Origin of the sequence: Paenibacillus sp. YIM B09110, from assembly GCF_037167145.1 — a bacterium.
Taxonomy (GTDB): Bacteria; Bacillota; Bacilli; order Paenibacillales; family Paenibacillaceae; genus Pristimantibacillus.
This window is the reverse complement of the sequence record NZ_JBANSP010000005.1, coordinates 1-21,432: the sequence shown is the minus strand read 5'-3', so window position 1 is coordinate 21,432 and position 21,432 is coordinate 1. Positions and strand designations below refer to the sequence as shown.

Genomic DNA, 21,432 nt, shown 5'->3' with positions numbered 1-21,432 from the left:
CGTATGAGGGAGACGGAAATCGTACGGCATCGGGAAGAGGCGCTCAGCGCGATGCTTGCCTTCGCCGGTACGTTGCAGGAGGAGCTTGTCTCCGTTCGGCGCGATTTGCACCGCCACCCTGAGCTGCTGTACAGCACGGATCGTACAGCTGGCATCGTGGCGCAATTGCTGGGGGAGTGGGGGATCGACGTTCGTTTAGACGTAGGTCCCCATTTCGGCAAAGGGGTTGTCGGCGTGCTGCGCGGCGGGTTGGAAGGCGGCCGAACGATTGTGCTGCGAGCGGACATGGATGCGCTTCCGATAACGGAGCTGAATGATGTAGAGTATAAATCGACTGTCGACGGCGTGATGCACGCTTGCGGCCATGATGCTCATACGGCGATGCTGCTTGGCGCGGCGAAGACGCTGGCCGCTTATAGGGAGAGCTTCGCAGGCGAAATCCGATTCGTCTTTCAGCCGGCCGAAGAGGGCGCGCTTCCGAGTCCGCTGGACGGACGGTTGCTCTCGGGCGGACGTGATTTGCTTGAAGCGGGTATTCTGGAAGGGGTTGACCGCTGCTACGCCCTTCATGTATGGCCGGAGCTTGAAGCGGGAACGATTGGCATCCATTCGCATTACGCGATGGCGGCCTCTTCTCATTTTCACGTCAAGTTTCATGGAAAGAACGGGCATCACAGCACACCTCATCTCGCCGTAGACGCGATTCAAATGACGGCGGCTTATATTGCCGCAGTGAATAGTATGATGGCGAATCACATCGATCCGCTGGAACAGGCCGTGCTTGCTTTCGGAACGCTGCGCGCCGGAACAGTCATTAACGCGATTGCGGAGCAGAGTGTGATAACAGGTACGTTCCGAGCGTTCAGCAAAACGACGGTCGCCGCGATTAAGGGCGGACTGGAACGGCATGCCAATGCGGCTGCGCTTTCATACGGAGGCTCCTATGAGATCGTTCATCGCGAGGGGATTGCCGTAGTTAATGACGCTCAGGCCGTGAGTGAGGTAGTCCGCGCCGGAGCAGCCGTGCTCGGGCAGGAGAAGGTGATCCAGCTTCACGCGCCAAGTCTTGCCGGAGAGGATTTTGGCTGGTATCTTGACCGTGTGCCTGGGGCGTTCATTCTGCTTGGATGCGGCAATGAGGCGCTTGGTATCCGAGAGGGGCTGCACACCCCTAAGTTCAATCTAGACGAAGCCGCGCTCGTGCACGGTGTAAGACTATTCGTTCAGCTCGCCGCAGGAATAGAAACGGCTTAACCCGTAACGCTCATTAACACCAACAGTCCGGCAGGTTTGCCGGCGGTCGGTGTTTTATTTTTAATCGGAACCCTAGTAAAGAATGAAATAGAGAGAAGGAATGAAGTTGGGAGCACTGCTTGGTATCCAGAAGGAAAAGTACATACAGGAGAAGCCAACACAGTATCCGGCGTTCTGGCCGGTGCTCGCCGCGATATTCATAGGTTCCTTCGTTGGCATGTATCATGTGGTCTCGCTCAACGTGTCGCTTCCCGGCTTTATTCATATATTCGGCACGGAGCTGCGCACCGTCCAGTGGATGTTAACCGGCTTTACGCTCGCCAGCGGCATTGTTATTCCGATCAGCGGTTTTGCGATGGAACGGTTTGGCTGTAAACGGCTGTTCCTATTCGCGATCGGGGGAATTACGGTGAGCTCGCTGCTGTGCGCGTTGTCGTGGAATATTCAAGCACTGATCGTATTTCGAATTATACAAGGGCTATTTTGCGGACTTATTCAACCGGTTTCGCTGGCTCTGATTTACCGGACGATCCGCAAAGAAAAGCAGACCTTCGCCCTAAGCGTTTGGTCGTTCTCCACTGTGCTGGGGACGGCGATTGGCCCAACACTGAGCGGTTGGCTGCAAAGCTTCGACTGGCATCTTATCTTTCTAGTGACCGTGCCGGTGGGCATCATCGCATGGGCCGTGGGTGCAGCTGTTATTCCGAGGGATCAGTCGAATGGCCTTGCAAGGCTCGATTGGCGTGGTTTGCTGCTTGCTACCGGCGGAAGTCTGGCTTTGCTGCTGTTGTTCGGGAATATGAGCGAGTGGGGCTGGAGCAGCGTACTCACTTGGACAACGTTGTTGGCCGGTGTCTGCTGCATCGTTGCCTTCGTTCGGCAGACACGGCGCAGCGAACATCCTCTCCTGCAGCTTAGGCTGCTGCGCAACCCTAGATTTGCGCTTAGTCTTGCCGCATCGTTGATTTTATCGTTCGGACTATACGCCGTCGTTTATTTCATGCCGTTGTTTCTTGTCGAACTGAAAGGTCTGACCCCATTCAAGGTCGGTCTGCTCTTCCTTCCTGCTGCCGGCTGCTTAACCGCTGCCACCTTCGCAGCGGGCAAATGGTATGGGAAGCTCGGCCCTGCCAGGCTTATTATGATCGGATGTTTCATTTTGTTCATCAGCACCTATTATTTTAGCGGATTGCGCCCGGAGACAAGTCTGATAGCGATTATGCTCTGGATGGGAATCCGCAATATCGGAACCGGGCTTGCTTCGACGCCGGCGACGAACGCAAGTATGTCGTCTGTTCCTCCGGAATTGCTGGGACATGCATCGGCATTGCTTAATTGGCTGAGGCAGGTGTTCAGCGCGATGGCGCTTGGCGTCTGCACCTCGCTGTATTATTGGCGAATGGAGGTTCATCAGGCGGCGCTGGGAGGCTCGGTCGAAGGAACCGCCCCTTATCGCCTCGCGCTTATGCTCAGTATTCATGATGTGTTTCTGGTATCGAGCATCATCGTCGCATTCGGCATTCCGATTGGGCTGCTGCTTGGCAGACGGCTGCCGGTATCCACAATCCACTCTCCGAAGGGAAGCGAAAGCTTATGAAATTCATTTGGTTTAGCCTTGTCATGAATTTGGCGAATCCGGTCACGGGGGAGCATTTTACGACAAAGGAAAAATTCGAAAACATCATTAAGCAAGCCGAACTCGCCGAGAAACTGGGCTTCGAGGGTTATGGCATCGGAGAGCGGCACGGCGCTCCGTTCTTGTCGTCTTCACCGCCGCTGCTGCTCACCGCGATCGCCTCAAGAACCTCCCGCATCCGGCTGCTTACCGCCGTCACGGTGCTTAGCGTATTGGATCCCGTTCGGGTTGCGGAGGATTACGCGACGCTCGATCATTTGTCGGGCGGCCGTCTGGAGATGATTATCGGCAAAGGGAATGATCCGCGCCATTATCCACTTTTCGGGATAACCGAGGAGGAGCAGTGGGATTCGATGGAAGAGCGGTATGCGTTACTTAAACGGCTATGGCAGGAGGAAGATGTGAACTGGCAGGGACATTACCGGCCGCCGCTTCATCAGGTGACGACGCAGCCGAGGCCGCTGCAGCGGCCGATTCCGATCTGGCACGGGAGTGCCTCCAGCACTCGATCGACTGAGCTTGCGGCTCGGTACGGGGAGCCGTTATTTTCCTCGAACAGCTTCCATCCGCAAGCGAAATATAAAGACTTAATCGATCATTATCGCGAGAGGCTGGCTTACTATGGTCACGATCCTAAGAAAGCAGTGGTTGGCGCAGGAGCGGGCAGCTTATATATCGCAGGTACAACGGAAGAAGCGATCCGGCGTTATCGTCCCTATTACGATGCCTTCCAAGCGACGGCAGCCGCGCAGCATAATCAATCGCCATTTGCTTCATTGGAGGATCACATCGCGAGAGGCCCGAGTCTGATTGGCAGCGCGGAGCAGGTTATCGAGAAAATATTGAATTATCAAGCCGCATTCGGTCATCAGGTTCTGTCGCTTAGCGTAGACGGTTTGTCCGAAGCCGAGCAGCGGGAACAGATGGAGCGGTTTGCGGCGGACGTTGCCCCCGTTCTGCGCAGGGAAGTGCCGAGCAGCGTGTGGGAGGGGCTTCATTCACCGGTTATATGAGTGCCAATCTTCAACCCTTACTACCTTGAAGAAATCTCTTTCTATATCCCTGGGGAGATAACCGCTCGGCCTGCTGGAACGCCCTGGAGAAGTGGTGCTGATCCGGGTAGCCGATCATTCTCGCAATTTCCTTCACGGGATAGGAAGTCAGCATTAGCAAGTCCCGCGCTCTTTGCAGGCGGACATGCCGGACGTATTTGACGGGCGAGATGCCGTAGGTCGCTTGAAAAAGCGTGCGAAGCTGCTCCTTGCTGAGCGAAACGAGGGCGGCCATCTCGTCGAGCGTTGGCGGCTCGTGCAGACGTTGTTCCACATAGTCGCATACCTCGAACACCCGGTTATCGAAGTCGACGGGGTAATCCGGCAGCCGGGGCTGCAGCGTTTGGAACAGCTGCTGAACCCACAATGTACCCTTCGCCCGAATCCGCAAATGCCTGATCGTCTGGTCCGTATTCAGCATGAACATCGGAAAATGCTCGCCGAACCCCTTCTCCATGGACTTGACGTCTTTATCGTCGAACAGCTGAATGAAATCGTTGTATTCGTCCGCCAAGCTTCTCCAGTCGGCGACGAGCCCATCGATTTCTCCTAGCGGCATATCGGACACGACGTGTGGAAAGCGATAGGAACGGATAAGATCGATGACCCCGATTGTAGCCTCGCACGCAAGTGACAAGTAGCAGAACGGCTCCCCATGCCCAACCTCCTTCCATGATTGCGCCGACTTCGACGGAATCGACACGATATCGCCTGGCTTCAGCGCATAGGGAGCGTGATTCAGCTCGATTGTCGCCGTACCGGACAATACGATCCAGAAGGCGGTATACGGAAAGATGAACAAGTGCCGGTGATGGACGTCCGTTAGCTTCCATTCTTTCAACCACCGAATGTTGATGTTGGCATGATCAAGCGAGCTTTGATTGCTGAATTCCATAAAGTTGTTCATGTCCGCCACCCCCAAATTTCAAAATCTGCATTTTTGAAACATTTATCTTCATTTCTGATAAATACGTACTGAGCTCTCGATGCTATAATACTAAACATTGATAAGCATAAAGGCAAGTATTCCAGTAGGAATAACTAACTTGTATTTCAGACCGGTTAACCGGATGGCACGCTGCTTGTCTCAACATTTTATTGGCAGGGGGAAGCCTAGGTGAAAAAAATAACGGTCGCACTTGCAACAGTGCTAACGGCAACATCCATTTTATCCGCATGCTCATCGGGAGCGGGCAATACGGAGAACGGCACGAACAACGCCGGTTCCGGTGCAACGACGAAAGACGAGAAAGTCACGTTGAAGTTTTGGTATCCGGGCACGGACGAGATTTTGATGGGAGCGGTCAAGGAGCTCATCGCGAAATTCGAGCAAGGCCATCCTGATATTCACGTCGAACCGACGTTCATTCCTTGGGCGGACTACTTTCAGAAATTGACCGTCGCTTATTCGGGAGGATTGCAGCCGGACGTTCACGGTCTAGGCTTCGGTCAACTCATCTCGACGGTGAATCAAGGCAAATACTTGAATTTGACGCCATATATTCAAGAAGCTAAGTGGGCAGGCGAGAAGGATTTCTTCCCGGATATTCTTGAGGCAGGCCAATACGAAGGCGGACAATACGGTCTTCTTCTTCCGGAAATTCGTCCGCTTGTTTGGCGCAAAGATTTCTTCAAGGAAGCCGGCCTCGATCCCGAGAGTCCGCCGAAGACGTTCGACGAGATTTTTGAATTTGCGGATAAGCTCAAAGTCGTGGAGAACGGCCAAACCGTACGCGGCGGCATCGATATCCAAACGAGCAACGGGGAGCAGTCCTACTTGTCGCTGCTGCTTCTGCTCGGCGAAGACTTCTATGATGCAGAAGGCAATCCGACTTTCGATTCACCGGCATCGGTAGGGCTGGTGCAGAAGATGGTGGATTTGTATAAGTCAGGGGCGATTATTCCGTCCAGTCAGCAGCAATTAAACGGTACGCCGTTCCAGAACAGCCTAGCCGCATTAACGTTCACATCTGCACAAGGTGCAGCGGAGCTAAGGAAGACGGTCGGGGAAGAGAACATCGGATGGGCGCTGCCGCCGGAAGGTCCGGAAGGGAAGCGGACGGCTCTCATGCTCGGCACGTTCTTGACGGCCGCTCAGAAGACGAAGCACCCGCAAGCGGCTTGGGAGTTCATTCAATTCTGGTTCGAGGGTGCGAGCGTGCTGGAGTTTACGACGAAGACGGGCGCGATTCCGCCGCTTCAATCGTTGAAGGATGATTACACGAAGCTCGGACCTGCGTACGCGGCGGCATTCGAGGCGCTGAATGATGCCAGAGGGTATGGCGCTTCCGGCAATTGGGCGATCAACGTCAAATATTTGCGCCTTGCGCTGGAAGAATCATATAACGGCATACGTCCTGTAGAGGAAGCGCTGAAAGCGAACGCGGAGCTGGCGAGGGAGGAGATCGCGGGCCAATGAACAGGGGGTTAAACCGTTTCATACCTTACCTGCTTATAACGCCAAGCGTCGTCCTGTTTACGATATTTATTTTGCTGCCGATTCTATGGGTGCTTTATTTAAGCTTTACGAACTATACGATGCTAAATGCCCCGGAATGGGTCGGCTTCAAAAACTTCGAACGTCTGTGGGGCGACGAAATTTTCCATCGGGCGATCAAAAACACGGCACTGTACTGGATCGGCACGGTCGTTCCGAGCATGGCCATCGGCCTCGTTCTAGCCAATCTGCTGGCCATGAAGCTCCGGGGACTCGCCGTATTCCGCGCACTTCTGTACTTGCCGGGTGTCATTTCATCCGTAGCGGTAGCGATGACTTGGCTATGGCTGTTCGATCCGCGCCAAGGCCCGATCAACGGTTTTCTGAAGCTGTTCGGGCTCGAGGGCCGGAACTGGCTGCAGGACCCGAACACTTCGCTCGGTTCCGTCATTCTGATCGGCATTTGGGTCGGAATCGGCTACGCTATGATTATTTTTCTCGCCGGCATCCAGAGCATTTCCGAAAGCCTGTACGAAGCGGCCAGTCTGGACGGAGCGTCGGCCTTGCGCAAGTTCTGGCATATTACGGTCCCGCTGCTGAAGCCAATGACGCTGTTTCTGTTCATTACGGCTACGATCCGTTCCTTTCAGGTGTTCGACCTTGTCTTCGTGCTGACGGGGGGCGGACCCGCGAATTCCAGCACGACGGTCGTTACCCAAATCGTAGGGGCAAGCTTTCAGGAGTACAAGATGGGCTACGCATCCGCAATGGCCGTATTCCTTCTCGCCGCTACGTTCGTCGTGACGGTTATCCAATACATCGTGGGCAGTCGCAACGCGTCGACCGAATAGAGGTGAATGATGAGACTTACTAAAATAGAACAAAGCTCGGCATATGCCGTTCTCGTCTTGATATCCGCGATCACCGTCCTGCCGCTGCTGATCGCATTCTTCACCTCCATGAAGGGGGATGCGGAGTTTTCGCTTGGCGCCGTGAATCTCCTTCCCGATGCTTGGCATTGGGACAACTACGCGAAGGCGCTGCAGATGGGGGATTGGCCGACTTATTTCAAAAATTCCGCAGTCGTCACAATCGCCGTCGTGGCCGGAAGCCTGCTGATCAACGCGCTCGCCGGCTTCACATTCGCACGCATTGCGTTCAAGGGCAATGTGCCGATCTTTCTGACGATGCTCGCCGGGATGATGGTTCCGGCGCAGGTCGTCATAATTCCGCAGTTTCTGATCATGAAGTCGATCCCGCTGTTCGGCGGCAATGATTGGCTCGGCGCCGGAGGCAACGGCTGGCTGGACAGCTACTACGCCTTGATCGTGCCGGAGCTCGCGGGAGCGTTCGGCATCTTTATGGCGCGCCAATTTTACTTGCAGTTCCCGAAGGCGCTCGACGAGGCGGCTTATATTGACGGGGCGGGGTATCTACGGTTGTTTTTTGCGATCTACTTGCCGCAGAGCGGCCCGCTGGTCGCGACGCTCGGCATATTCAAATTCGTCAGCGTCTGGAATGACTTCTTCCATCCGTTAATTTACACGAACAGCGAGTCTATGCGTACGCTTCAGCTCGGCCTGCAAGTGTTCCGGGGCGAACATGGAGTTCAATACAATTTGTTGATGGCGGCTTCCTTGCTCGTATCGCTGCCGATCATCGTCATGTTTTTCGTGTTCCAAAAGCAGTTCATTCGCAGCGTTATGGCATCTAGTGTGAAAGGATGAGCAATTAATGAAAGCCATTATGGTTATGTTCGATACGTTGAACCGGCATATGTTATCTCCTTACGGCGGACCGGATTGGATTCGGACGCCCAACTTCAAGCGGTTGGCCGAACGGACGGTCGTGTTCGACAACAGCTACGTCGGAAGCATGCCCTGCATGCCGGCCCGCAGGGAGCTTCATACAGGAAGGCATAACTTCCTGCATCGCAGCTGGGGGCCGCTTGAGCCCTTCGACGATTCCGCCATCGAGAAGCTGGGAGAAGCGGGCGTGTATACCCATTTGATTACCGACCATCAGCATTATTGGGAGGACGGCGGCGGGACATATCATCCGCGTTACCAGTCTTTCGAGCTGATACGCGGTCAAGAAGGGGATCCATGGAAGGGCGAGGTTCGCCATCCGGACGGCCTTAATCTGGAGAACCTTCATCCAATCGCGCGCAAAATGTTCCGTCATGACCAAATTAACCGCAAATATATCGTGGAGACCGATCAATTTCCCCAGGCGCAGACATTCGCCGGCGGCTTGGAATTCATCGAGCAGAATCATAAAGAGGACCATTGGTTTCTCCAAATCGAGACATTCGACCCGCATGAGCCTTTCTTCAGTCCCGAGGAATTCAAGAAGCTGTACGCTCACGAGTACGAAGGGCGGCTTGCCGATTGGCCGGTGTACGGTCCCGTCACGGAGTCGGCGGAGGACGTGGAGCATATGCGTCTCGAATACGCCGCTCTGTTGACGATGTGCGATCATTATTTGGGGAAAGTGCTGGATACGATGGACCGTCTCGATTTGTGGGAGGATACGCTGCTGATCGTGAACACGGACCACGGATTCCTGCTTGGCGAGCACGATCAATGGGCCAAATGCGTGCAGCCGTTCTACAATGAAGTGGCGCATACGCCAATGTTTATCTGGGATCCTCGAAGCGGGGTGAAGGGCGAGCGAAGGGCTAGCTTGGTGCAAACGATCGATCTTCCGGCGACGCTGCTCGACTTCTTCCAAGTGGAACTGCCGAAGGATATGCAAGGAAAGCCATTGCGGAGCACGATAGAGAAGGACGAGCCGGTTCGGGAAGCGGCGCTGTTCGGCATTCACGGCGGACACGTCAACGTGACGGACGGCCGCTACGTCTATATGAGGTCGGCCGCTGCCAAAGAAAACGGACCGTTGTACGACTATACGTTAATGCCGACCCATATGCGCAGCAGGTTCCATACGAGTGAGCTGCAGCAGTTGGAACTGGCGGAACCCTTTGCTTTCACGAAGGGCGTCAAGCCGCTTAAGATCCCGGCGCGAACCTACGGGAATCTGCACGAATACGGCACGCTGCTGTACGATGTCGTCGAGGATCCGCAGCAGGCCAAGCCGCTGGCTGATGCGGAGATCGAAGCACGGATGGTTGCTCATTTGAAAAAGCTTATGAAAGAGAACGAAGCGCCGGTGGAGCAATACGAGCGCCTTGGAATCAAAGCGGAAGACGAGTAGAGAATCAGCATTACCTCGCCAAGCCGGGTTCCGTTCAACGATGGGTACGATACGGTCAGCGGCAAGCAGATCGGCTTTCAGAATCGTTCGGTAGTGATAAAGGCCTCGATCCGCTTGATGCGGGTCGAGGCCTTTTCGAGTCATTTATTTTTCTCGCAACGCTTGACATGGAAAAATCTGTTCGACTATAATCGTAATAATTACGAATAACGAAAGGGTGAATGACATGCGCGTTACGATTACGCTTGCTTGCACGGAAACCGGAGACAGAAACTACACGACGACGAAAAATAAAAGAACGACGCCTCACCGGCTTGAGCTTCGCAAATACAGTCCGAGGTTGAAGCGGGTTACTTTGCATAGGGAAACGAGATAGCGGGATTTGATTAGACTGGATTTGATCCAATCTAACGGCTAGGATTGAGACATTTTCAGAGTTTGATTGGATTTAAAGCAGTCAAATGGACGCAAAATGGTTGCTTAGGGCTAAAATGCCGGCTATGACTGTATAATTTCCACTCAAAAGTTACTCGCTGACGATTTTGGACGATTAGACTGTATGAAATACAGGCAAACGCAACCTCAGTGAGTCCGGCAGCAGGGAGTTCTTTTTTTTGAACCATAATCGTAATAATTACGCTTTAGTGATTGAACTATAGGAGGATTTATTGTGAAAAGAAGAAATAAAACTCGTTTCATGCTTTTGTTTATCGTTTCCATCATTCTGCTAGCCGGCTGCAGCCAAAGCAAAACGGAAGAGGCTGACGGATCTGCAGATTTAGAAGAAGCTGCCGAATTAGTCTATGCATCGTCCAAAGACATCAATGACATGAATCCCCATTTGTACGCGGGATCGATGCCGGCCCAAGGGATGGTGTATGAATCGTTGGTCGAGAACACGGCAGAAGGCATCAAGCCTCTTCTCGCCGAGTCCTGGGACATCTCGAACGACGGCAAAACATACACGTTCCATTTGAGGAAAGACGTGAAGTTCCATGACGGGGAGCCGTTCAACGCCGAAGCGGTGAAACAAAACCTAGAAGCCGTACAAAGCAATGCGGAGAAGCACGCTTGGATCAAACTATCGACGAAATTAGTCAAGGTAACGGCAGTAGACGAATATACCGCCGAGCTGGAGCTGTCGGAGCCCTACTACCCGACTTTATTGGAGCTCTCCATGACGAGGCCGTTCGTATTCATTTCGCCGAAGGATTTTATTAACGGGGGTACCAAAGAGGGGGTAAGCGGCTATCACGGCACCGGGCCTTACAAGCTCGCCGATCATAAAGTCGATGAGTATGCGACGTTCGAAGCGAACGAGAGCTATTGGAACGGCGCGCCCGCGATTAAGAAAGTGACCTCGAAGGTGCTGCCGGCAGGAGAAACGACGTTGCTCGCCTTGCAGAAAGGGGAGGTCAACTTCGTGTTTACGGATGATCGCGGCGCGGACAGCATCGACGTGGAAGCGATGAACCGATTAGTGGAGTCCGGCGACTATCAGCTCGTTCGAAGCGATCCCATGAACACGAAAATGATTGTCGCTAATAGCAGCAAATCGGAAAGTCCGGTAAGCGAAACGGCCGTTCGCGAAGCGATTTGGAATGCGATCGATAGAGAAACGATCAGCGACGCTATTTTTAACGGCACGGAGGCAGCAGCGAATACGCTATTCTCTTCCAATGTAAATTATGCGGATGTCGATCTGAAGAAGCGGGATTATGATTTGGATCAAGCCAAACAGTTACTTACGCAGGCGGGCTGGAAACACGAGAACGATGCCGCAGTAAGAACGAAAGCAGGCCGCACTCTAACGCTTCAATTGTATTATGATTCGAATTCGTCCTCGCAAAAAACGCAGGCCGAGTTTATCCAAAGCTCATTGCAAGAAATCGGCATGCAGCTGGACATTATCGGCGAGGAATCGACGTCGATCGCGAACAGAAGATCAACCGGGGAATATGACTTGTTGTTTAATCAAACATGGGGACTAGCGTATGATCCGCAAAGCACGATCGCGGCGTTTACTTCCAGCTCTGCCTACCTGCATACGACGAGCGGTATTGCCAGGGCGGAAGAACTGTACAAGAGCATTGAGGAAGTGATGGTAGAGACGGACGAGGCCAAGCGGAAGGCGTTATACGCCCGCATCTTGACGATCGTCCATGACGAGGCTGTCTTTATTCCGATTACGAACGGCAGCGTTACGGTCGTGGCGCGGGCGGACGTAACCGGCATATCTTTCAAGCAGACGCAATTCGAGCTGCCGTTCGAACGGCTGAAATTCGAATAAGAGTCTTCGATGGGAACCTATTTGGCAAGAAGGCTGTTCATGGCCGTTCCATTGCTTATCGTTATCTCTTTTTTGACGTTTATATTAATCAATTTATCGCCCATGGATCCCGCCGAGGTCGTCTTGCACGCGCAGGAGATTCCTCAGATAACGGAAGAATTGATTGCTCAGAAGAACGAGGAGCTGGGCTTCGACAGACCGTTTATGATTCGGTATTTCGATTGGCTGCTATCCTGTCTCCGATTGGATTTCGGAAGCTCGTACATAACGGGGCAGCCCGTCTGGTCGTTGATAGGCCCGGCCTTTCTTAATACATTAAAGCTGACGATGGTTTCCTCTATTGCGATCATTGCTTTGTCTGTCTTATTGGGTGTGATATGCGCCATGAGAGAAGGCGGAGTTGTAGACAAAACGGTCAGAGGAACGGCGTTTCTTCTGACCGCTATGCCGTCTTATTGGCTGGCCGCGATGATGATTTGGTATTTTTCCGTTCGATTAGACCTGCTGCCGACAAGCGGGATGGAATCCGGGCTGAGCTATATTTTGCCGGTAACCGTTATTACGATCGGCTATGCAGGTATGTACTTCCGGAACGTCAGAAGCTCTGTTATAAGCAACATGAACGAAGATTATGTGCTGTATGGAAGAGCATGCGGCATATCGGAGAGAAAAATCACGATGCATATTTTGCGAAATTCATTGCAAGTTTCGATTTCGATATTTTGCATGGCGATCCCGATTGTGCTCGGCAGCACGGTCGTCATCGAAAACGTGTTTGCGTGGCCCGGCTTAGGAAGGTTAAGCGTCAAATCGATCCTGAGCAGAGATTTTCCGATCATCCAAGCTTACGTGCTTCTATTGGCCGTGGCATTCGTGCTGTTCAATACGGTTTCCGATATCGTGGGCGCAGCGCTGAATCCGAAGCTAAGAAGGGATATGTGATGGGGGTATTACGACGTTTGTGCAAGGATAAGCTCGCCGCAATCTCTTTGTTCGTCATTGCGATCGTCTTGGCGGCAGGCGCGTTCGCGCCGGTCATAGCGCCGCATGACCCTTATGCCGTCAATATGAAGCTTCGGTTCGCGGGCTCGTCATGGGCGTATCTTCTGGGCAACGATCATTTGGGGAGATGTATTTTATCCCGATTGATTTACGGCATCAGGCCTAGCGTGCTATGGGTGCTTGCGGCGTTGATGCTTTCGGTGGGAGTTGGATCAATAGTCGGCTTTGTCGCCGGATATGCGAAGGGGATTATCGATGCCGTCATCATGCGGATTTGCGACGTGATGCTCTCGTTCCCGGGCTACGTGATGACGTTGGCCGTTGTCGGTATTTTAGGCGCCGGTCTGGAAAATATATTGATCGCTTTCGCGGTTATGAAATGGGCTTGGTTCGCCCGAGTCATTCGAACGTCCGTCATGCAATATACCGAGACGGATTATGTAAGGTTCGCCAAGGCATCCGGCATTAGCCCTATCCGAACGATATACAAGCACATCGTTCCCGTGACGTTATCCGATATCGCGGTCATTGCCAGCAGCTCGATCTGTTCAATGGTTTTGCAAATATCCGGTCTCTCCTTCCTCGGATTGGGCATTCAAGCTCCGCATGCCGAATGGGGGATGATGCTGAACGAGGCGAGGGAGGTCATGTTCACGAGACCCGAGCTTATGCTGGCCCCCGGTCTTGCCATTGTCGTCGTGGTGTCGGCTTTCAATTTTGTGGCGGATGGTCTTCAAGCGGCTCTTGATCCCAAGTTAAGGTCATCGAAAAACAAGCATCATGAAACCGAAGCAAAGGAGTCCGCTTATGGCTTTGTTAGAGGTTAGAGGCTTAAGGATCCAGGATATGAACACGGGGAAAGTCGTAATCCCGCATAGCTCCTTTCAATTAGGGCGGGGCAGCACGCTGGCGATCGTGGGAGAGAGCGGAAGCGGGAAGTCCGTAACCTGCAGAGCCGTGATGAGATTAAACAAACCATGGCTGAGGCAATCCGGCGACATTGTATTCCGAGGCGACAATCTAAACGAGCTTTCCGAAAAAGACATGAGAAGAAAACGAGGCAAGCAGCTGTGCATGATCCTTCAAAACGGGATGTCCGCATTTGATCCCTCTTGCGTCGTCGGGGTTCATTTGAAGCAAACGCTGCGCCAGCACTTTGACTGGAGCACCACCGAGGCCGTCCATCAGATGAAGCATGCGATGGAAAACGTCCTGCTCAAAAATCCGCTAGAAATCATGCGCAAATATCCGCATCAGCTGTCGGGCGGCATGCTGCAGCGGATTATGATTGCGTTATCGTTGGTACTGAAGCCCGATCTGATTATCGCCGATGAACCGACGACGGCGCTGGATACGATCGCGCAATACGAGGTCGTCGAGCAGTTGTTGAAGCTGAGGGAGAGGGATTGCTCCATGATCTACATTTCGCATGACTTAGCCGTGGTTCAGAAAATTGCCGACGACGTGCTGGTCATGAAGGATGGGGAAATTGTCGAGCGCGGAAGCATCGCTAGCGTTTTTCGTAATCCCCAGCATCTCTATACCAAGCATCTGGTTTCTACCCGATCGGCGTTAAGCAATTATTTTAAGCGCTTGATGAGGGAGGAGATCCGTTGCTGAAGGTCGCGGGGGTTGATAAAGCGTACGGAAGAGGAGGACTCTTGGCTAAAGAAAAGCAGCAGGTTTTGCGCAACGTCAGCTTTGAATGCGAGAGCGGGGAATGCCTCGGCATTATCGGAGAAAGCGGGAGCGGGAAGTCTACGCTTGGTCGTTTGATATTGGGCATGGAGTGGCCCGATCGCGGAACGATTCTTTTCGAAGGACAGAACGTCGGGGATCGCAAAGTCAGATTAGGGAGCATGAGTGCCGTGTTCCAGGATTATACGTCTTCCATAAATCCTTTCTTTACGGTGGAACAAGCGATTGCGGAACCGTTGGAAGCTCTGAGAAGGACAAAGGCGGATCGTGAGGGCAAGGTCGCTCATTTGCTGCAAGCAGTAGGCTTGAACGCCTCATACAAAAGCAAATACGCCCATGAGCTGTCGGGCGGAGAGGCGCAGCGAGTCTGCATTGCCAGAGCGCTCGCGACGGACCCCTCGTTCCTTCTATTAGATGAAGCAATCAGCTCTCTCGACGTTTCCGTTCAAATGCAGGTTCTGGAATTGTTGAAGGAGCTCAAGGACGTCTACCAAATGAGCTATGTTTTCATTACGCATGATATTCAGGCGGCAGCTTACATTTGCGATAGGATCGTTATTTTCCACGAGGGGCAGGTCGAAGAAATCGTTCCTGCGAAGCATCTGAAGGACGTTCAGTCTCCCTATGCGAGAAGGCTGCTGCGCCACATCATAACGTTCTAAAGGAGTACATAAAGTGAGCGGAGCAATGTCCTGGCCTTTTCTGCGGTTATATCTGTTGGCTTTGCTTTATTTCAGCGCCAATTCCATATTGAATGTCATCATCCCGTTACGCGGGGAATCGGCAGGGGCCAGCAGCACGACCATCGGCTTGATCATGGGAGCCTACATGCTGGCCTCGATGTGCTTCCGGCCTTGGGCAGGCGCTATTGTCGAGAAGTACGGGCCGATTAAAGTACTGCGATTTATCCTTATTATGAATGGCTGCGCTTTGATCTTATATACGGTAACCGGATTGGAGGGTTATTTCGCCGCCCGTATGTTGCAAGGCGTATGCACCGCTTTCTTTTCCATGGCTTTGCATATCGGCATCATTGACGCTTTGCCGGAGAAGGAGCGCTCTCAGGGCATTTCCTTCTATTCGTTGTTTACGTATATCCCAGGCATGATCGGGCCGCTCTTGGCTCTTGGAATCTGGCAATCCGGCAGCATGGATGCCTTTGCCATAACGATGGTGACGATTGCGGTCTTCACCGGATTATTCGGTTATACGGTCAAGCTGGATCAATCCACGAATGTCGCTGCTGCGAATGGGGATCGGACCGTGCAGCGAATGAGCACGTTAGGTTCGCTCGGCCAGCTGGTCAAAAATCGCGATTTGTTCAGATGCAGCGTATTGATGGTTGCGGCTTCTATCGTATTTGGTTCTATTACGACCTTTATGCCTCTGTACGCTGCGCAATTGAAAAGCGGCAATGCGGGCGTTTATTTGATGCTTCAGGCAGGTGCAGTCGTCATTGCCCGGTACGCGTTAAGCAAGAGGATTCCTTCCGATGGGAGGTGGCATTCCCTCTTCATCATGGGAACGATGTGCCTAATAGCTGCTGCGGCGTTTTGCGTGAGTGCTTCATTATGGTGGGGAGCCGCGCCTTTCTATGCAGGCGCCTTGCTAATGGGACTGGGGCAAGCGCTCCTCTATCCGACGTTGACTACGTATCTCTCCTTCGCCTTGCCCCAGACGAACCGGAACGTGATGATCGGGTTATTTATTGCGATGACTGATTTAGGTGTTTCGTTAGGCGGTATCATTATGGGGCCGGTAGCGGATGTATCCTCGTACTCCTTTATGTACATGGTCTGTGCATTCTTGGCTGCTTCGACGGTTGTTATTGCTTTCCGAAATTACCACACGAACTTTGAGGGCGGTACTTTGTAATATTTTTTGAATGCCTTCGAGAAGCTGTACGGATCGGGGTATCCGAGCAATCCTGCGATTTGCTGGATCGAATACGTTCTGCTGTACAACAACTCGCGGGCCCGATTCATTTTCAATTGGTAAATATACGAACCCGGAGTAATGCCCAAAGCCTGTTTGAAATAAAGGATGAAATACTTCTCGGACATGCCCGCTAGTTCAGCAAGCTCTCCAATGCGAATCGGCTGATGCAGACGATCTTGGATAAACGCAAATACAGGCTGCAGCGCCTGCAGATTCGTGTTTCGATTCCGAGCAGGGACATGTTTCGCAAATCCCCCTTGGTAATCCCCGCGCCCATAACATTCCAAGATCTTTGCAATTAGAATCGTGAGCGCTCCTTTCAATCGGATCGCCGACATCGGAATGCCGTGCATATGTTGGTTGAAAGTGTCTAGGTACAAGCCCATTTCCTCCTGTACTAGCGAGCTTGCCATAATGCCTTCCAGTGAATAATTGTCTAGAATTCTAAGGTGATTTCCCAGACTAAAATGAAAGTGAGTGAAAATAAAGCTGCATTCGGCACCTAGGTTCGTAGCCGTATAGGCAACCTTCGGACTAAAAAGAATCAAATCTCCTTCCGATGCCAGGTGGACTTGTTCGTCAATCCGGATTTCAATGTTCCCTTTGCGAATAAACCATAGGTCGTAATCGGGATGCTGTTTGTTTTCGATCCAGCCATCAGAATGAATGGCTTCTCCGCAAGCATAGATGCGAAGCATGACATGCTCTGAAAGCTCATCGAATAAGTTCAAGCTGCTCACGGTCCAAGCTCCCTTATGTTTTGACATCGTACGAAATGACATGTTCAGGTTACTATGAAGCATTCCGGTTCCTTATCACCATCTTATAATGGAAGTAAGAAACAAATAAAGGGGCGGTAACATGTATTCGTTCGGATGGTGTAAAGGGATTGACGAGGCGGAGACGCTTCGCTCGCTGGGATTTGACTACATCGAATGCACGGTCACCTCGTTAATGCTCGAGAATCAATCGGAATTCGAGAAGATATTGCCGAAGTTTATCGATAGTCCGCTGCCGGCGCTAGCGTTTAACGTCTTTTTTCCGAACGGCTTGCCGGTTGTCGGTCCGGATACCGATTCGGAACGCACACGCCGCTATGTGTCGAAGGCAGCTGCGGCATTGAACCGAATCGGCGCTCGTATTGTGGTACTCGGCAGCGGTCGTGCAAGGCATATACCGGATGGCTGGGATAGGGGACGCGCGGAAGAGCAATTCTCGCGGCTGCTTGGCTGGATGGGCGACGAATTCGATGGGACCGGCGTTACGGTAGCGATTGAACCGCTGAATAGGAAAGAAACGAATCTTATCAATAGCGTTGCGGAGGCAGTCGCTTTCGCGGGACAGGCTAACCGCCGATCCATACGTGTATTGGCCGATTTTTACCATATGGATGAGGAGAACGAACCGCTGGATACGCTGGTGGAGCATAAGGACTGGCTGGCTCATATTCATGTGGCGGATACGGGGCGGTTAAGTCCGGGAACGGGGCAATACCCGTATGGACCGTTCGTGGAGTCGCTGAAGAAGGCAGGTTACTCCGGTCTTATTTCCGCAGAGTGCAATACGAATCATCCGGAGGAAGAGCTTCCGGCGGCTCTGGCTTTTATGAAACAGAAGTTTAAGTGAATAGTAGATGGCAGTCTGACCTCAGGGTCAGGCTGTTTTTTTGTTATTTAGGAAATTAAGGACCTCTAAGATTTGTGGATAACTCGTGGTGCGATTTGGTGCTTAAATAAATGGAAAGGGGGGTGAGCTCCTACACGTCATAAGGCGGTACGCTCCAAAAGACAGCTAATCCGCTATAGTGTCATTCTAGGCAACTAATTAGTCTTGTACCAAGCGAGCTGCCTGTATAGTTCGATATCAGGCAACTAAACGGGCTAGTTTGGTGAGTGGGTGGTGAATCGGCCGAATTAGTTCGATGAAAAGCAACTATCGAGCTCGCAACCGTGTGCCAACTAAGATTAGTTCGACGAAATGCACCTAATAAGCGCTGTAACCTTCGGCTAGTACGATAATTCACCGTTAGGTGATTTTGTTCTTCAAATCAAGTCCTAAAATTATGCGCAACGATCAAAAATATGACGGTATACTGCCCTGTTTTGCGAGTGTTAGTATTATCACAGCAAAAGGAAAGGGGAGAGCAAAAACGGGTTTACACTGCGTATCGAAGCATCAAGGGGCAAACAAAACGGCAAATGCAGCATCTATATTTTCAAGAGAGGGAGTTTGGCGTGATGTTCAAAATGCGTAGAGGTATGAAGGCAATTTATGTCCTGCTTATGTCTATTGTTTTATTTGCAAGCGCTGTCATTCGTCATTAGCTACTGGTTCACGTACCAGATCGGCACGACGCAGAAGGATACGACGCAATGGGGCTACAGCTATACGCATACCTCCGTTGTTACCTCGGCGGCAACGCCGACCTTCACCCCGGCAGGGGGAACGTACAGGGGCCCGCAGACCGTGACGATTGCAAGCGCTACAAGCGGAGCGACCATCTACTATACGACGAACGGCTCGAATCCGAGTACGAGCTCGACCGTATACAGCTCGCCGATCACCGTGTCGAGCAGCTTAACGGTTAAAGCGATTGCCGTGAAGTCCGCCCTGACGAACTCCGCGATCGGAAGCGCGGCTTATACGATCGGAGCGCCTTCGGGGCTGGCGAAATTCGAGCCGACAGATGGAAAGACGCTGATTGCGATCGGTCAGACGAAGAGCGAAATGGATGCTTACCATACGTTGACCGACGTTCCCGATCCAGCCGGTTATATGATCTATACATCGATAACCGATGCGGGCGGGATGACGGGACCGGTTAAGGTTTCGCAGATCGGCTTTCTGGCCTTGCATGAGTCTCCGCTCGAGAGCCCGTCCAATGTGAAGGTGGAGGCGTTCGGGTCTGCGGCACGAATCACTTGGGATAAGGTCGAGGATGCTCGAATCTATAACGTTTACAAGGACAATCAGCTTATCGGAATGACGGATACGGATGACTTTACCGACAGCCATTCTAGCGGCCGGCCAAGCATTTATAGCATTTCCGGATACGAGCCGCACAGAGGCGAGGGCGCAATGAGCGTCCCTGCAAGTTCGTAGCTCGATTCTGCAGGAGCTTTGTTATTTTGGAAATACTACCCTATTTAGTCGCAGACCTACCCGTCATGGGTAGGTCATTTTTTTGGATTCAAACCCTATAATTGAATTTGGAATTGTTATGGAAACGTCGATTTTCTTTTCGTAAAAATATTCGATTATAAGGAGGAATGCGGTCAATATGAAGCTTCTAATGCGCAGAACGATGATATATCTGTTATTGGCAAGTCTAATTATTCCCTTTCTACCGCCCGGAACGGCAAAGGCGGCAGCCTCTAACTGGGTGATGGCGGATGGCGGCGGCGCTAACGGCTTGAACGTGAATCCGGCTTATGGCTCATGGCTAAATACGCGTACAGCCGTATACAACAATGTCCTTTATGCGGCATGGACCGAAAAGTCCGCAACGGTCGATCAGATCCGCGTTAAGAGCTATAACGGGACATCATGGAGCAGCGTTGACGGCGGCGGTGCGACCGGATTAAATATCGATACGTCGCTGTCAGCGATTAATCCTGACCTTGCTGTCTACAGTAACGTCTTATTTGCGGCATGGCAGGAAAGCGGGAAAATACGAGTAAAGAGGTATAACGGAGGCAGCAGTTGGACCAGCGTAGATGGCGGAGGGCTTATTGGGAACGCATCGGGAAGCGCAAACGCTCCCCGTCTGGCCGTGGCAAATAACGTCTTATATGTCAGTTGGTATGAGTCGGTTAACGGTGTCTATCAAATTCGTGTTATGAGCTTTAACGGCGCCAGTTGGATCAGCGCAGACGGCGGAGGCTTAACCGGATTGAACATCAATACCGCCAATTCTGCGATGTATCCTACAATGGCGGTATTCGGCAATGCCTTATATCTAGCTTGGTATGAAAGCGATACTGCCTTCTTCCAGGTACGAGTGAAGAAATATAACGGCACTAGCTGGACGAGCGCGGATGGCGGCGGGGCAACCGGCTTGAACGCGGATCCGGCTTATGCCCACGGAATAATGCCCGAATTGGTTGAATTCAACGGCGCTCTATATGCAACATGGTCTGAAAGTAATCAGATCAGGGTTAAGAAATATGATGGAGCAAGCTGGACGTTCGCAGACGGTGGCGGTTCGAGCGGATTGAACGTAAATGCCGCGAGGAACGCATCCGTACCTAAATTGACCGTGTACAATAATGCTCTATATGCAATATGGCTTGAAAGTAACGCATCGATTGCTCAGGTTCGGGTAAAAAAGTACGACGGCACGACTTGGTCAAGTATGGATGATGGCGGTACGACCGGTCTTAACGTGAATACAGGCATCAACGCAGCGTACCCTTCCCTTCAAGTATTTAATGGTAGTTTATATGCATTTTGGATGGAGAATAACGGATCCATTAGTCAAGTCAGGGCTGCTACGCTGTTGACCAATGCAGCAACGCCGAGCATTGGGACGCAGCCGACGGGGCGGACGGTGGACGTGGGCGGAACGGCGACGCTTAGCGTGGCGGCCAGCGTGAGCGACGGCGGAGCGTTAAGTTATCAGTGGTACAGCAACACGGCGAACAGTACGTCCGGAGGCACGCTTGTGAGCGGAGCCAGCAGTTCGAGCTATAACGCGCCGACGACAGCGGCTGGTACGAGATATTACTACGTCATCGTTACGAACACGAACGCGAGCGCGAACGGGACGAAGACGGCTACGGTGACGAGCAGCGTAGCTTCGGTTGTTGTAAATCCCATCGTGAACGCGGCAACGCCAACGATCGGAACGCAGCCGACGGCTAAGACAGTGAATGTAGGCGGAACAGCGACGCTAAGCGTGGCGGCAAAC

General features: G+C 52.3%; 18 protein-coding genes and 1 pseudogene. 17 read left to right on the top strand and 2 right to left on the bottom strand.

The window, feature by feature from the left end; genetic code table 11:
* The first annotated feature begins 3 nt into the window (after nt 1-3).
* From V8F51_RS09015 to V8F51_RS09005, 3 genes are all read left to right on the top strand, one after another.
* Nucleotides 4-1,254, top strand: a complete 1,251-nt coding sequence (locus V8F51_RS09015; protein ID WP_337099854.1) for a M20 metallopeptidase family protein — start codon at nt 4-6, stop codon at nt 1,252-1,254.
* 100 nt (nt 1,255-1,354) lie between these two features.
* On the top strand, nt 1,355-2,851 hold the full coding sequence (locus tag V8F51_RS09010) for a DHA2 family efflux MFS transporter permease subunit (protein WP_337099853.1): 1,497 nt from the start codon (nt 1,355-1,357) through the stop codon (nt 2,849-2,851).
* A complete protein-coding gene (locus V8F51_RS09005) occupies nt 2,848-3,903 on the top strand; it encodes an LLM class flavin-dependent oxidoreductase (protein WP_337099852.1) in 1,056 nt (351 codons plus the stop codon). The genes V8F51_RS09010 and V8F51_RS09005 overlap by 4 nt, the downstream gene beginning before the upstream one ends.
* Before the next feature lie 10 nt (nt 3,904-3,913).
* Here V8F51_RS09005 and V8F51_RS09000 read toward each other — a convergent pair whose 3' ends face one another.
* Nucleotides 3,914-4,849: an AraC family transcriptional regulator gene (locus V8F51_RS09000; protein WP_337099851.1), complete on the bottom strand. Its 936-nt coding sequence runs from the start codon at nt 4,847-4,849 to the stop codon at nt 3,914-3,916.
* Nucleotides 4,850-5,059: 210 nt separating this feature from the next.
* On the opposite strand from V8F51_RS09000, the gene V8F51_RS08995 reads away from it, so the two are divergent.
* The 11 genes from V8F51_RS08995 (at nt 5,060) to cntE (ending at nt 16,460) form a co-directional block, all read left to right on the top strand.
* Nucleotides 5,060-6,361 carry an ABC transporter substrate-binding protein gene (locus V8F51_RS08995; RefSeq protein WP_337099850.1) on the top strand — a complete coding sequence of 434 codons (1,302 nt, stop codon included), beginning with the start codon at nt 5,060-5,062 and terminating at the stop codon, nt 6,359-6,361.
* Nucleotides 6,358-7,230, top strand: a complete 873-nt coding sequence (locus V8F51_RS08990) for a carbohydrate ABC transporter permease (RefSeq protein ID WP_337099849.1) — start codon at nt 6,358-6,360, stop codon at nt 7,228-7,230. The genes V8F51_RS08995 and V8F51_RS08990 overlap by 4 nt, the downstream gene beginning before the upstream one ends.
* 9 nt (nt 7,231-7,239) lie before the next feature.
* Nucleotides 7,240-8,106 carry a carbohydrate ABC transporter permease gene (locus V8F51_RS08985; protein ID WP_337099848.1) on the top strand — a complete coding sequence of 289 codons (867 nt, stop codon included), beginning with the start codon at nt 7,240-7,242 and terminating at the stop codon, nt 8,104-8,106.
* A 7-nt stretch (nt 8,107-8,113) separates the two neighbouring features.
* Nucleotides 8,114-9,595, top strand: a complete 1,482-nt coding sequence (locus V8F51_RS08980) for a sulfatase (RefSeq protein WP_337099847.1) — start codon at nt 8,114-8,116, stop codon at nt 9,593-9,595.
* 226 nt (nt 9,596-9,821) lie between these two features.
* Nucleotides 9,822-9,971 (top strand): 50S ribosomal protein L33, encoded by a 150-nt coding sequence (gene rpmG / locus V8F51_RS08975; RefSeq protein WP_337099846.1) that lies wholly within the window; start codon nt 9,822-9,824, stop codon nt 9,969-9,971.
* Nucleotides 9,972-10,265: 294 nt separating this feature from the next.
* Nucleotides 10,266-11,885: a staphylopine-dependent metal ABC transporter substrate-binding lipoprotein gene (cntA, locus tag V8F51_RS08970; RefSeq protein WP_442956411.1), complete on the top strand. Its 1,620-nt coding sequence runs from the start codon at nt 10,266-10,268 to the stop codon at nt 11,883-11,885.
* A 9-nt stretch (nt 11,886-11,894) separates the two neighbouring features.
* Complete coding sequence (gene opp1B, locus V8F51_RS08965; RefSeq protein ID WP_337099845.1) at nt 11,895-12,827, top strand: nickel/cobalt ABC transporter permease; 933 nt, start codon at nt 11,895-11,897, stop codon at nt 12,825-12,827.
* A complete protein-coding gene (gene cntC, locus V8F51_RS08960; protein ID WP_337099844.1) occupies nt 12,827-13,714 on the top strand; it encodes a staphylopine uptake ABC transporter permease subunit CntC in 888 nt (295 codons plus the stop codon). The genes opp1B and cntC overlap by 1 nt, the downstream gene beginning before the upstream one ends.
* Nucleotides 13,695-14,507, top strand: a complete 813-nt coding sequence (cntD, locus tag V8F51_RS08955; RefSeq protein WP_337099843.1) for a staphylopine uptake ABC transporter ATP-binding protein CntD — start codon at nt 13,695-13,697, stop codon at nt 14,505-14,507. Before cntC ends, cntD begins: the two co-directional genes overlap by 20 nt.
* Nucleotides 14,501-15,247 (top strand): ABC transporter ATP-binding protein, encoded by a 747-nt coding sequence (locus V8F51_RS08950; RefSeq protein WP_337099842.1) that lies wholly within the window; start codon nt 14,501-14,503, stop codon nt 15,245-15,247. Before cntD ends, V8F51_RS08950 begins: the two co-directional genes overlap by 7 nt.
* Nucleotides 15,248-15,260: 13 nt before the next feature.
* Complete coding sequence (gene cntE / locus V8F51_RS08945) at nt 15,261-16,460, top strand: staphylopine family metallophore export MFS transporter CntE (protein WP_337099841.1); 1,200 nt, start codon at nt 15,261-15,263, stop codon at nt 16,458-16,460.
* Here the strand turns inward: cntE and V8F51_RS08940 are convergent.
* Entirely contained in the window at nt 16,427-17,290 is an 864-nt protein-coding gene (locus V8F51_RS08940; protein ID WP_337099840.1) for an AraC family transcriptional regulator, read from the bottom strand. The two genes, cntE and V8F51_RS08940, sit on opposite strands and share 34 nt — an antisense overlap.
* A 94-nt stretch (nt 17,291-17,384) precedes the next feature.
* Between V8F51_RS08940 and V8F51_RS08935 the strand changes: the two genes are divergently transcribed.
* The 3 genes and pseudogenes from V8F51_RS08935 to V8F51_RS08925 all read left to right on the top strand — a co-directional run.
* Nucleotides 17,385-18,149 carry a sugar phosphate isomerase/epimerase family protein gene (locus tag V8F51_RS08935; RefSeq protein WP_337099839.1) on the top strand — a complete coding sequence of 255 codons (765 nt, stop codon included), beginning with the start codon at nt 17,385-17,387 and terminating at the stop codon, nt 18,147-18,149.
* Nucleotides 18,150-18,812: 663 nt separating this feature from the next.
* Nucleotides 18,813-19,625: a chitobiase/beta-hexosaminidase C-terminal domain-containing protein gene (locus V8F51_RS08930; RefSeq protein ID WP_337099838.1), complete on the top strand. Its 813-nt coding sequence runs from the start codon at nt 18,813-18,815 to the stop codon at nt 19,623-19,625.
* 178 nt (nt 19,626-19,803) lie between these two features.
* A pseudogene (locus V8F51_RS08925) lies at nt 19,804-21,432 on the top strand (hypothetical protein); the annotation flags it as partial.